Annotated in this window: 10 protein-coding genes; 5 read left to right on the forward strand and 5 right to left on the reverse strand. The window is 69.3% G+C overall.

Features of this window, described 5'->3' with window-relative positions; all coding sequences use genetic code 11:
• Positions 1-14: 14 nt before the first annotated feature.
• From KYY02_RS16440 to KYY02_RS16450, 3 genes are all read right to left on the reverse strand, one after another.
• The gene (locus KYY02_RS16440; RefSeq protein ID WP_371238699.1) at positions 15-263 is read right to left on the reverse strand and encodes a DUF6458 family protein; all 249 of its coding nucleotides are present in this window, start codon (positions 261-263) and stop codon (positions 15-17) included.
• A gap of 81 nt (positions 264-344) precedes the next feature.
• Entirely contained in the window at positions 345-1,643 is a 1,299-nt protein-coding gene (locus tag KYY02_RS16445; protein ID WP_371238700.1) for a M18 family aminopeptidase, read from the reverse strand.
• A 116-nt stretch (positions 1,644-1,759) separates the two neighbouring features.
• Complete coding sequence (locus KYY02_RS16450; protein WP_371238701.1) at positions 1,760-3,601, reverse strand: acyl-CoA dehydrogenase; 1,842 nt, start codon at positions 3,599-3,601, stop codon at positions 1,760-1,762.
• Between the two features lie 163 nt (positions 3,602-3,764).
• On the opposite strand from KYY02_RS16450, the gene KYY02_RS16455 reads away from it, so the two are divergent.
• The 3 genes from KYY02_RS16455 (at position 3,765) to aspS (ending at position 7,871) form a co-directional block, all read left to right on the forward strand.
• Positions 3,765-4,229 carry an SseB family protein gene (locus tag KYY02_RS16455; protein ID WP_371238702.1) on the forward strand — a complete coding sequence of 155 codons (465 nt, stop codon included), beginning with the start codon at positions 3,765-3,767 and terminating at the stop codon, positions 4,227-4,229.
• A gap of 139 nt (positions 4,230-4,368) precedes the next feature.
• Positions 4,369-5,340 carry a pirin family protein gene (locus KYY02_RS16460; RefSeq protein WP_371238703.1) on the forward strand — a complete coding sequence of 324 codons (972 nt, stop codon included), beginning with the start codon at positions 4,369-4,371 and terminating at the stop codon, positions 5,338-5,340.
• Between the two features lie 767 nt (positions 5,341-6,107).
• Positions 6,108-7,871, forward strand: coding sequence for an aspartate--tRNA ligase (gene aspS, locus KYY02_RS16465; RefSeq protein WP_371238704.1), 1,764 nt, complete (start codon positions 6,108-6,110; stop codon positions 7,869-7,871).
• 69 nt (positions 7,872-7,940) lie between these two features.
• Here the strand turns inward: aspS and KYY02_RS16470 are convergent, their stop codons facing one another.
• Together KYY02_RS16470 and KYY02_RS16475 are read right to left on the reverse strand one after the other, a co-directional pair.
• Positions 7,941-8,855: an RpnC/YadD family protein gene (locus KYY02_RS16470; RefSeq protein ID WP_371238705.1), complete on the reverse strand. Its 915-nt coding sequence runs from the start codon at positions 8,853-8,855 to the stop codon at positions 7,941-7,943.
• Positions 8,856-8,920: 65 nt separating this feature from the next.
• On the reverse strand, positions 8,921-9,286 hold the full coding sequence (locus KYY02_RS16475; RefSeq protein ID WP_371238706.1) for a PH domain-containing protein: 366 nt from the start codon (positions 9,284-9,286) through the stop codon (positions 8,921-8,923).
• A 430-nt stretch (positions 9,287-9,716) separates the two neighbouring features.
• On the opposite strand from KYY02_RS16475, the gene KYY02_RS16480 reads away from it, so the two are divergent.
• On the forward strand, positions 9,717-11,060 hold the full coding sequence (locus tag KYY02_RS16480) for a pectate lyase family protein (RefSeq protein ID WP_371238707.1): 1,344 nt from the start codon (positions 9,717-9,719) through the stop codon (positions 11,058-11,060).
• A 356-nt stretch (positions 11,061-11,416) separates the two neighbouring features.
• Positions 11,417-11,845, forward strand: a complete 429-nt coding sequence (locus KYY02_RS16485; RefSeq protein WP_371238708.1) for a YunG family protein — start codon at positions 11,417-11,419, stop codon at positions 11,843-11,845.
• Positions 11,846-12,028: the final 183 nt, after the last annotated feature.

A 12,028-nucleotide genomic window follows, 5' to 3' on the forward strand; every position in this document is an offset into this window, starting at 1 on the left:
TGGTGACCGCCCCGTCAGGCCCCGTACCCGTCGCTGTAGCCGTCACGGGTGTGGGGACGGGTGTCGTCGACGACCGGGGTGGCGGGGGGTACGAGGACCCGCCGACGCCGGGCGATGCTGCTGAACGTCGCGACGCCGATCAGACCGACGATCATGAGGATGACGCCGACCAGGTCAAGGTTGACACCCTGCATGTCCCAGTCGGTCGCGAACGTGAGGATTGCTCCCGCGGCGATGAGGATGATGCATCCGCCGAGGCCCATGAGTGTCGCCTCCCTGTCCGGTGTTTCCGGTGCGGACCGGGTACCCGGGCGGGCGTCGCCCATGCGCCGCAGGACAGTTGACTAACCGTCGAGGAACGCGACGAGGGCGTTCGACAGCAGGAACGGGTCCTTCGCGCCGCACAGTTCGCGGGCGCTGTGCATCGACAGGATGGCCACGCCGATGTCGACGGTCCTGATGCCGTGCCGGGCCGCGGTGATCGGGCCGATGGTGGTGCCGCACGGCATCGCGTTGTTGGAGACGAAGGACTGGAACGGGACGTCCGCCTTCTCGCAGGCCGCCGCGAAGACCGCCCGACCGGAACCGTCCGTGGCGTACCGGTTGTTGACGTTGACCTTGAGGAGGGGGCCGCCGTCGACGCGCGGGTGGTGCGTGGGGTCGTGCCGCTCCGCGTAGTTGGGGTGGACGGCGTGACCGGTGTCGGAGGAGAGGCAGACAGTGCCGGCGAAGGCGCGGGCCCGGTCCTCGTACGACCCCCCGCGCGCGAACACCGAACGCTCCAGCACGCCGCCCAGCAGCGGGCCGTCCGCGCCGGTGTCGGACTGGGAGCCGTTCTCCTCGTGGTCGAAGGCGGCGAGGACGGGGATGTACGAGAGGCCGGAGCCCTTGCCGGCCACCGCGGCGAGCGCGGCCGTGCCGGCGTGTACGGAGAGCAGGTTGTCCATGCGCGGGCCCGCCACCAGCTCGCGGTCGCGGCCCAGGTAGGCGGGCGGTTCGACGGAGTGGACCATCAGGTCCCAGCCGGTGACCTCGCCGGAGGGGAGACCGGCGGTCTCCTCCAGGAAGGCGATCAGGTCCCCGTCGCGCACGTCGTCGCCCAGGCCCCACACCGGCTGCATGTGCCGCTGCTTGTCGAGCTTGAGGCCGTCGGAGTTGACGGAGCGGTCCAGGTGGACGGCGAGCTGGGGGACCCGCAGCAGGGGGCGGTCGACGTCGACCAGGCGGGTGGAGCCGTCGCGCAGGGACAGCCGGCCGGCCAGGCCCAGGTCGCGGTCGAGCCAGGAGTTGAGCAGCGGTCCGCCGTAGATCTCCACGGCCACCTGGCGCCAGCCGTGCGCCCCGCTGTCGGGCCGGGGCTTGACGCGCAGGTTGGGCGAGTCGGTGTGGGCGCCGACGATCCGGAAGGGGGTGTGCGCGTCCGCGCCCTCGGGGACGTACCAGGCGATGATCGCGCCGCCGCGCAGCACGTACTTGCCGCCCGCCGACCCGCCCCAGCCGTCCGTCTCCGCGACCTGACGGAAGCCCGCCTTCTCCAGCCGCTCGGCGGCGTTCGCCACGGCGTGGTACGGCGTGGGGCTCGCCGCCAGGAAGGACATCAGGTCGTCGGTGTGGCCGCGGTCGAAGCAGGAGGGAGCGCTCATGGGTTCACCTTAACGAGGCCGAGGGCCCGCTCCCCGGTGCGGGAGCGGGCCCTCGGGCGGGGTCCGGCCGGATCTCGTGGGATCTGTCCGTGAGTCCGGAGAGGTCCCGGAAGGACTCAGAAGGCCGCCTCGTCCAGTTCCATCAGGTCCAGCTCGACGCCCTCGGCGACCTTGCGGGCCAGGGTGACGCCGGGCAGGACGTTGGCCGCGAAGAACTTCGCCGCCGCTATCTTGCCGGTGTAGAAGGCCACGTCCTTGGAGGACACGGCCTTCGCGGAGGCGGTCCGGAGCTTCTCGGCGGCGACCGCCGCGCCCTTGAGGAGCAGGTAGCCGACGATCACGTCACCGGAGGCCATCAGCAGGCGGGTGGTGTTCAGGCCCACCTTGTAGATGTTCCTGACGTCCTGCTCGGTGGCCGCGAGGTCGGTGAGCATCAGGCCGACGACGGCCTCCAGCTCGACGGCCGCCTTGGCCAGGTGCTCGCGGGCCGCGCCGAGCTCCTCGCCGCCCTCGCCGAGCGCCAGGAACTTCTTGATGTCCTCGGCCAGCGAGTTCAGCGCCGCGCCCTGGTTACGGACGATCTTCCGGAAGAAGAAGTCCTGGCCCTGGATGGCGGTGGTGCCCTCGTACAGGGTGTCGATCTTGGAGTCCCGGATGTACTGCTCGATCGGGTACTCCTGCAGGAAGCCGGAACCGCCGAAGGTCTGCAGCGACTGGGCGAGCTGCTCGTAGGCCTTCTCGGAGCCGTAGCCCTTGACGATCGGCAGGAGCAGGTCGTTCAGCGCGTGCTCGGTGGAGGCGTCCTCGCCGTTCGCCTCCTTGACCTGGATGGCGTCCTGGACGGAGGCGGTGTACATCACCAGGGCGCGCATGCCCTCCGCGTAGGCCTTCTGCGTCATGAGGGAGCGGCGGACGTCCGGGTGGTGCGTGATGGTGACCTTGGGGGCCGACTTGTCCATGAAGTTGGCCAGGTCGGGGCCCTGGACGCGCTCCTTGGCGTACTCCAGCGCGTTGAGATAGCCGGTGGAGAGCGTGGAGATCGCCTTCGTGCCGACCATCATGCGGGCGAACTCGATGATGCGGAACATCTGGCGGATGCCGTCGTGCTTGTCGCCGATCAGCCAGCCCTTGGCGGGGTGCTTGTCGCCGAACGTCATCTCGCAGGTGTTGGAGGCCTTCAGGCCCATCTTGTGCTCGACGTTGGTGGCGTAGACGCCGTTGCGCTCGCCCAGCTCGCCGGTCTCGAAGTCGAAGAGGTACTTCGGGACGAGGAAGAGGGACAGGCCCTTGGTGCCGGGGCCGGCGCCCTCGGGACGGGCCAGCACGTAGTGGAGGATGTTCTCCGACATGTCGTGCTCACCGGAGGTGATGAAGCGCTTCACGCCCTCGATGTGCCAGGAGCCGTCCTCCTGCCGCACGGCCCTGGTGCGGCCGGCGCCCACGTCCGAGCCGGCGTCCGGCTCGGTGAGCACCATCGTGGAGCCCCACTGCTTCTCGGTGGCGATCTTCGCGATGTGCTTCTGGACCTCGTTGCCCTCCTCGAAGAGGATGCCGGCGAACGCGGGGCCGGAGGAGTACATCCACACCGCCGGGTTGGCGCCGAGGATGAGCTCGGCGTAGGCCCAGATGAGGGAACGGGGGGCGGTGGTGCCGCCGATCTCCTCGGGCAGGCCCAGGCGCCAGTACTCGGAGTCCATGAAGGCCTGGTAGCTCTTCCTGAAGGACGCCGGGACCGGCGCGGTGCCGGTCTCCGGGTCGAAGACCGGGGGGTTGCGGTCGGCGTCGGTGAAGGACTCCGCCAGCTCGTTCTCCGAGAGGCGGGTGAGCTCCTCCAGGATGCTCTTCGCGGTCTCGACGTCCATCTCCTCGAACGGGCCCGTGCCGTACAGCTTGTCGCGCCCGAGCACCTCGAAGAGGTTGAACTCGATGTCGCGGAGATTCGACTTGTAGTGCCCCATGGCGACGGCTCCGTTAGAGAGGTATCGGCGAGGCGCTGACTCCTCGCAACTGATTCACGTACCGGCAAGTAGCTCCGATGATGCTACCCGTCGGTAATAAGAAGCAACCCCGATCCGGACATCTGTGACCCGGCCCTCCCGCCGGATCAGTAGTCTGTGCGGCATGTACGGCTACGACCAGAACGCAGGGGCACAGCAGGGTTACGTCCCGCCGCAGCAGCAGATGCAGGGCGGGTACGGGCAGCAGGCGCCGCTGTATCCGGAGCCGTCCGCGCCCTCGCTCGCCGACGCGGTGCGCGCGTTCACCACGGGGCAGATGGCGGCCGAGGACTTCCAGCAGATCTTCGCCACCTCCAAGGTCTACTGTCCGCGCGGCGACAATCCCGGGTTCCTCGCCCTGCACAACACCCAGCAGCCGGTGATCCCGATGTTCACCTCGCTCAAGGAGCTGCGGCGGTACGCGGGCAAGGAGTCCAAGTACTTCGTGATCACCGGTGCCGAGGTGATCGACCTGCTGCCCACGGGGTACGGGTTCGTGCTCGACATGGAGGGCGAGCACCGGATGGTGTTCGACGCCAAGGCCGTGGAGCAGATGGTCGAGTTCGCGATGCGCCGGATGTACGGCTGAAGCCGTCGCCGTGCGGACGGCTGGTTCCTGTCACCCCTGAACGCCGGGCCCGGAGGGAATGTCCTCCGGGCTCTCGTCGTTCGGGGTGACAAGAAGTTCAACGCTCAACTAAAGTGGGCGTACCCAAGGAGGTACCGACATGCCTGCAGTGACCGTCGAGAACCCGTTGACGCTGCCCCGCGTGACCGCGCCCGCCGACGCCGTGGCACGTCCCGTGCTCACCGTCACGACCGCGCCGAGCGGTTTCGAGGGCGAGGGCTTCCCGGTGCGCCGGGCGTTCGCCGGGATCAACTACCGCCATCTCGACCCGTTCATCATGATGGACCAGATGGGCGAGGTGGAGTACGCGCCGGGGGAGCCGAAGGGTACGCCCTGGCACCCGCACCGCGGCTTCGAGACCGTCACCTACATCATCGACGGCACCTTCGACCACCAGGACAGCCACGGCGGTGGCGGCACCATCACCAACGGCGACACCCAGTGGATGACGGCCGGCAGCGGCCTGCTCCACATCGAGGCGCCGCCGGAGCAGCTCGTCGTGTCCGGCGGGCTCTTCCACGGACTCCAGCTGTGGGTGAACCTGCCCGCCAAGGACAAGATGATGGCGCCGCGCTACCAGGACATCCGCGGCGGCAGCGTCCAGCTGCTCACCTCCCCCGACGGGGGCGCGCTGCTGCGGGTCATCGCCGGTGAGCTGGACGGCCACGAGGGCCCCGGCGTCACGCACACGCCGATCACGATGGTGCACGCGACGCTGGCGCCGGGCGCGGAGATCACCCTGCCCTGGCGGGAGGACTTCAACGGTCTGGCGTACGTCATGGCGGGCAAGGGCGCGGTCGGCGCCGAGCGGCGCCCGATCCACCTGGGTCAGACGGCGGTCTTCGGGGCCGGCTCCTCGCTGACCGTCCGCGCGGACGAGCGGCAGGACTCCCCCACCCCGGACCTGGAGGTCGTCCTCCTCGGCGGACAGCCGATCCGGGAGCCGATGGCCCACTACGGGCCGTTCGTGATGAACACCCGCGACGAGCTCCAGCAGGCCTTCGAGGACTTCCAGAAGGGCCGGCTCGGCACGGTCCCCGCCGTGCACGGCATGTCCGAGGGCGGTCTGTAGGTCCCGCCGCAACACGGTGGGTGAGAGCCCCGTCCCGACGGACGGGGCTCGTCCGCGTGCGCGGCCGTGTACGGACCGGGAAGGACCGGCCGTCGGCAACGACGGTCCGTGAGGACTGCCCGGACCCGGCGGCGTTCCCGGCCGGGACGGCCGGGAACGTGCCCGTACCGGAGACCGGCCGGGACACGGAGGAGGGGCCGACGAACGACCGGCGGGTGCGGAGGATGCTGCGGCGGACGGCGAGCGGGAACCCGTCGGGGGCGAACCCGTCAGGGCGGCGCCGAAGGACTTCGCCCGCCCCGCCTTCGTCGCCGGGCGGTCAGCGGCTGCGCACCACCCGGGCGTCCTGCTTCCGGTCGTCCATGACCCGGATCCGCACCCCGCCGGGGGAGCCCGCGGCGACGGCGAGCCGGACCACTCCGGTGATCTCGTTCCGGCCGGCGGGGTGCGGGCGGGAGAGGGTCCGGGCCCCGTGAGGGTGACCCGTGCGGCAGGCGGGCCGAGCAGCCGTGCCGCCACGGCGTCGACCGTCACCTGCCCGGCCGTGGCGCCCCGGTGCCACCGTCCGGTGCCGGGGGCGGCGAGGACGTCCCCGGGGCGGGCGCCGGCCCAGCCGCGCGCACTGCCCGCTTCGTGGGGAAGACTCATGAAACCTCCGCCTTGCCCGTCCGGTGATGACGGAGAAGCGATCTCGGGCCGGCCGGTAGGCTTGGGGGGAGTTTCACGTGAAACGAAGACCCCGATCCGCGAAGGCTGGATGAACGACGATGCATCGGTACAGGTCCCACACCTGCGGCGAGCTCCGCGCCTCTGACGTCGGCACCGACGTCCGGCTGAGTGGCTGGCTGCACAATCGGCGCGACCTGGGCGGCATCCTCTTCATCGATCTGCGCGATCACTACGGCATCACGCAGCTTGTGGCCCGCCCGGGCACCGAGGCGTACGACGCGCTGGACAAGCTCTCCAAGGAGACCGTGGTCCGCGTCGACGGCAAGGTCGTCTCGCGCGGCACGGAGAACGTCAACGCCGAGCTGCCGACCGGTGAGGTCGAGGTCGAGGTCTCCGCGGTCGAGGTGCTGGGCGCCGCCGCCCCGCTCCCCTTCACCATCAACGCCGAGGACGGCGTCAACGAGGAGCGGCGCCTGGAGTACCGCTTCCTGGACCTGCGCCGCGAGCGCATGCACCGCAACATCCTGCTGCGCACGTCGGTCATCTCGGCGATCCGCCAGAAGATGACGGCGCTGGGCTTCAACGAGATGGCGACCCCGATCCTGAGCGCCACCTCTCCCGAGGGCGCCCGTGACTTCGTGGTCCCCTCCCGTCTGAACCCCGGCAAGTTCTACGCGCTGCCGCAGGCGCCGCAGCAGTTCAAGCAGCTGCTGATGATCTCCGGCTTCGACCGCTACTTCCAGATCGCGCCCTGCTTCCGCGACGAGGACGCCCGCGCGGACCGCTCGCCGGGCGAGTTCTACCAGCTCGACGTCGAGATGAGCTTCGTCGAGCAGGAGGACGTCTTCCAGCCGATCGAGAAGCTCATGACCGAGCTGTTCGAGGAGTTCGGCAACGGCCGTCACGTGACGTCGCCGTTCCCGCGGATCCCGTTCCGCGAGGCGATGCTCAAGTACGGCTCCGACAAGCCGGACCTGCGCGCGCAGCTGGAACTCGTCGACATCACCGACGTCTTCGAGGGCTCGGAGTTCAAGGCGTTCGCCGGTAAGCACGTGCGCGCGCTGCCGGTGCCGGACGTCTCCGGCCAGCCCCGCAAGTTCTTCGACCAGCTCGGCGACTACGCGGTCTCCCAGGGTGCGAAGGGCCTGGCGTGGGTGCGCGTCGGTGAGGACGGCTCGCTGACCGGCCCGATCGCGAAGTTCCTCACCGAGGAGAACGTCGCCGAGCTGACCAAGCGCCTCGCGCTGGCCCCCGGCCACGCGGTGTTCTTCGGCGCGGGCGGGTTCGACGAGGTCTCGAAGATCATGGGCGCGGTGCGGGTCGAGGCCGCCAAGCGCGCCGGCCACTTCGAGGAGAACGTCTTCCGCTTCTGCTGGATCGTCGACTTCCCGATGTACGAGAAGGACGAGGAGACCGGCGCGATCGACTTCTCGCACAACCCGTTCTCGATGCCGCAGGGCGGCCTGGAGGCCCTGGAGACCCAGGACCCGCTGTCCATCCTCGGCTGGCAGTACGACATCGTCTGCAACGGCGTCGAGCTGTCCTCGGGCGCGATCCGGAACCACGAGCCGGAGATCATGCTCAAGGCGTTCGAGATCGCGGGCTACGACCGTGAGACGGTCGAGGAGAAGTTCGCCGGTATGCTCCGCGCGTTCCGCTTCGGCGCTCCGCCGCACGGTGGCATCGCGCCCGGCGTGGACCGCATCGTCATGCTCCTCGCCGACGAGCCCAACATCCGCGAGACCATCGCCTTCCCGCTCAACGGCAACGCCCAGGACCTGATGATGGGCGCGCCGACGGAGCTGGACGAGGCCCGGCTGAAGGAGCTGCACCTGACGGTGCGCAAGCCGCAGCCGAAGTAACCCGGCGGTGATGAAGGGGCCTGGAGCCGGTGTCGACACCGGCTCCAGGCCCCCTCAGCGTGGTACGGCTCAGGAAGCCGACTGCCCCTCGGCGAAGAGGTCCTCGGTGGTGGCGGCCGTCAGGGAGCGGTCGAACCAGGTGGTGAGCGCCTCGAGGTCGGTGCAGGTGGTGATGCGTTCGCGGTCGTCGTCGGAGACCGTGAGCCCGCGTACCGACAGGACGCGCAGGATGTCTTCGGCCTTGCCCTCGGCCTTGCCCTCGGCCTTGCCCTCGGCTACGCCCTTCAGGTACTTCTCCTCGAAGAGAGTCCTGTGTCCCGGGAAGTGGGTGACGAGGTCCTGCATCAGCTTCCTCCAGTTCTTCCTGCTCGGCGTGGACTCCAGGCCGACTTCGACCACTTCGAACCAGTACTTCGTGACGTCGGGCTCAAAGGACATGAGTCCGCGCGCGACCGTTTCCAGTATGGCCGCCGCCCTCCGGCTCTGACTGTGAACGATGGCCGAGAGCGTTGCCAGGGCCGGCTGCTGGGCCACCACCGTCTCGTCGGTGAACACCGGGACGGTCTGCGGGCCCAGGACGAACGGGCGGGTGACCTGGGTCGTCCAGGGGCCCACGGCGCACTCGAAGGGGCCCGTGGCCCAGGCCGCCGTGGAGCGGTCACGGCAGACCGCGACCAAGAGGACCGGCAGGTCGTACTTCGCGCGCAGGTACGCGACGTAGTACGCCCAGCTCTTCGCCTTGTCCGGGTCCTTCTTCGTCTGGGCTTCCACGGCCAGGACGAAGTGCTCACCCATGGCGGGCTCGAACATGAGGACCGTGTCCGCGCGACGCTCCACCGGACGGATCTCGGTGACGTCGGTGGGGAGCTCGTGGAAGTCCGTCTTCACGGGCGGCGGCAGGCCCAGTGCTTCGAAGACGGGTGTGAGGGCCTCCGGATGCTTCTGGAAGAGCAGGTGGGAGGCCTCGTGTGTTGCTGTGACCATGAGCGCAAGCCTGGTGCGCTCATGGTCTGTGCGACGGGCACAGGCGAGACGTTCACCCGATCGGGTCAGCGGGCCACGAACTGGGTGAGGATCGCCTGGACCTCGTAGATGTCGACGCCCTTGGTGAAGGTCTTCTCCACCGGGGTGGGGGATCCGGAGATCCAGATCTTCAGCTCGGCGTCGAGGTCGAAGGTGCCGGCGGTCTCCACCGCGAAGTGGGTGATGCTGCGGTACGGGATGGAGTGGTACTCCACCTTCTTGCCGGTTATGCCCTGCTTGTCGATCATGATCAGGCGGCGGTCGGTGAACAGGATGGTGTCGCGGACCAGCAGGAACGCGGCGTGCACCTGCTCGCCGTGGCCCAGCAGCCGGGCGTAGTCCTGCTGGGCCTGGGCCGGGTCGACGGTGTGCGCGTTGCCGAAGAGCGCCATGGACGGGTCCCCCCACATGAACGGTGACGGCCGGACCTCGGCCGCCTTCATGTGATCTTCGCAAGGCGCGGGGCCCGGGAGAAGTCCTCGTCCTCTCCCGGGCCCCTGCTGTAGCGAGCGCGTTACGCGGCCGGCTCCTCCTCGATACGCGGGAACAGCACCACGCTCTCGGTGACCGTCGAACCGGCGGACGGGACGCCCCGGGGGCCGGCCTCCTGCTCCGGCAGCACCGGCGCACCGCACTCGCCACCCGCGGTGAGCTGGAGGTGAGCGGAACCGGGTGGGGCGTCGTGGAGGCGGACCCGGGCGACAGCGGGTGGCGGAAGAGGTGGGGACAAAGGCGGGGAAAAATCTCCGCACGCGGCAACCCTTCGCCGGCCGGCGGCCACTGACAGGACGTAACCCCGTTCCTCCCCTGTAAGGAAGCCCCGTGGCTGCTCGTTCCCACCGCCGTTCCCTCCGCTCCCGTCGTGCCGCCGTCGTCTGCGCGGCCGTCGTGGCCGCGAGCGTCGGCACCGGTGTCTTCGTGATGAACGCCAACGCCGGGACCGTGGACCTGTACCACCAGGCGCTCGCCGCGAAGGACGGCTGGGCGTCCTCCGGGACGGGCACCACCGGCGGCACGAAGGCCGACGCCGCCCACACCTTCACCGTCTCCACCCGCGCGCAGCTCGTGAAGGCACTGGGCTCGGCGTCCGACACCACGCCCCGCATCATCAAGGTCAACGGCATGATCGACGCCAACACCGACGGCAGCGGCAAGAAGCTGAGCTGTGCCGACTACGCCTCCGGCACCGGCTACTCGCTGTCGGCCTACCTCAAGGCCTACGACCCGGCCACCTACGGCCGCTCCAAGCTGCCCTCCGGCACCCAGGAGACGGCGCGCGCCGCCGCCCAGGCCAAGCAGGGCAGGAACATCGTCTTCAAGGTCCCCGCCAACACGACGATCGTGGGCGTGCCCGGCACGAACGCCGGCCTCACCGGGGCCATGCTCCAGATCCAGAACGTGGACAACGTCATCGTCCGCAACCTGACCTTCGCCGCCACCGAGGACTGCTTCCCGCAGTGGGACCCGACCGACGGCGACGACGGCAACTGGAACTCCAACTACGACTCGGTGTCCCTGCGCGGCGCGACCCACGTGTGGGCGGACCACAACACGTTCACCGACGCACCGCACTTCGACAGCGCCAACCCGAAGTACTTCGGCCGCGAGTACCAGATCCACGACGGCGCCCTCGACATCACCAAGGGATCCGACCTGGTGACCGTCTCGCGCAACCAGTTCACCAACCACGACAAGACGATGCTGATCGGCGGCAGCGACACCGACAGCGTCGGCAAGCTGCGCGTCTCCATCCACCACAACGTGTGGAAGGGCATCATGCAGCGCGCCCCGCTGGCCCGCATCGGCCAGATCCACATCTACAACAACTACTACGACGTCACGCCCCTCAACGGGTACGCGCCGCAGTACAGCATCAACTCCCGCGCCAAGGCCCAGGTCGTCGCGGAGAACAACTACTGGAGGCTGCCGTCCGGCGCGAAGACCGCCAGGCTCCTCAGCGGTGACGGGACCGGCTCGGTCAAGGGCTCCGGCAACCTCGTCAACGGCACGGTGACCGACCTCGTCGCCGCCTACAACGCCGCCTCGTCCAAGGACCTGAGGACCACGGTGAACTGGACCCCGGCCCTCACGGCGGGCCTGGAGGCCTCGGCGGGCAGCCTGCCGACGTCGCTGGCGACGACGACGGGGGCGGGCGTGCTCAAGTAGCACCCGAGACGCGCGAGGGCCGGGAGACCACGAGCCCCCGGCCCTCGCGTACCCATGTCGCGCGGTCCGCCGCGCCACGGACCGTGAGGGCCCGGGACACGTGTCCCGGGCCCTCACGGAGTCTGCCGGGCAACCGGCTCACAGGGCGGTTCACGCAGGCCGCATGACGTTGTTCTCGGCGGCCGGAAGCCGGCGGCTTTGTGCATGTTCACCGACAGCGTTTGTCGATGAGCCGGGGAGGCGGTACGGGACCGCGGAGCCGGGAGACGTTCGTCAGTTCCGTAGGCAGCAGCCGGTTGCCGTGTCCGCCGGCGTCCGGCCGGCCGTTGTCAGTGTCTGCTGTCAGGGTCGTCGGCATGACACCGTTGCTTCTCACCGATGTCGAACGAGCCGTTCGCAGCAGCTGGAGTGCCGAGACGTGCACACCTGAGTTCCGATCGCGCTGGACCGAGGACAACCCGGCCCGGGACCAGTGCGCAGTGACCGCCATGGTGCTCAATGACCTGTTGGGAGGCGAGTTGATCCGGGGAGAGGTCCACGTCAACGGAGAGCGTGTGGACTACCACTGGTGGAACCGCCTGGGTATGGGCATCGAGATCGACCTCACCCGCGAGCAGTTCGGGCCAGAGGAGATCGTCATCGGAGGCATCGTGATTCCTCGCCCTCCCGTGACTGAATGGCGCAGGTTCCGTCGGGAGTACGAGCTTCTCCGCGACCGCGTCCTGGAGAAGCTCGATCGGCAGCAGGCGACGGTCTCTGCGGTCGTGTCTCGTCAGCCGGCTTGAACCTGTTCGGCCCGTGCGCGGGTGGTGGCCAGGCGGTGGGAGAGCACTCCACTGCCTCAAAGCTCGTGGCCATCGCCTGACCGTGGAAACGGGCGCCTCCCAAACCCGGGCACCGCCAACGTCACGACTCGTGAACAAAGCCGGTGCGGTCCAGCGTCCGTGCCACCCGCTCGTCCCCAGCCT

Origin of the sequence: Streptomyces pimonensis (assembly GCF_041380215.1) — a bacterium.
Taxonomy (GTDB): Bacteria; Actinomycetota; Actinomycetes; order Streptomycetales; family Streptomycetaceae; genus Streptomyces; species Streptomyces pimonensis.

Excerpts from the sequence above, each read along its gene's own strand:
- KYY02_RS16460 (WP_371238703.1), top strand. The coding sequence starts at position 4,369 with ATGCCTGCAGTGACCGTCGAGAACCCGTTGACGCTGCCCCGCGTGACC.
- aspS (WP_371238704.1), top strand. The coding sequence starts at position 6,108 with ATGCATCGGTACAGGTCCCACACCTGCGGCGAGCTCCGCGCCTCTGAC.
- KYY02_RS16455 (WP_371238702.1), top strand. The coding sequence starts at position 3,765 with ATGTACGGCTACGACCAGAACGCAGGGGCACAGCAGGGTTACGTCCCG.
- KYY02_RS16475 (WP_371238706.1), bottom strand. The coding sequence starts at position 9,286 with ATGGCGCTCTTCGGCAACGCGCACACCGTCGACCCGGCCCAGGCCCAG.
- KYY02_RS16445 (WP_371238700.1), bottom strand. The coding sequence starts at position 1,643 with ATGAGCGCTCCCTCCTGCTTCGACCGCGGCCACACCGACGACCTGATG.
- KYY02_RS16440 (WP_371238699.1), bottom strand. The coding sequence starts at position 263 with ATGGGCCTCGGCGGATGCATCATCCTCATCGCCGCGGGAGCAATCCTC.
- KYY02_RS16450 (WP_371238701.1), bottom strand. The coding sequence starts at position 3,601 with ATGGGGCACTACAAGTCGAATCTCCGCGACATCGAGTTCAACCTCTTC.
- KYY02_RS16470 (WP_371238705.1), bottom strand. The coding sequence starts at position 8,855 with ATGGTCACAGCAACACACGAGGCCTCCCACCTGCTCTTCCAGAAGCAT.
- KYY02_RS16485 (WP_371238708.1), top strand. The coding sequence starts at position 11,417 with ATGACACCGTTGCTTCTCACCGATGTCGAACGAGCCGTTCGCAGCAGC.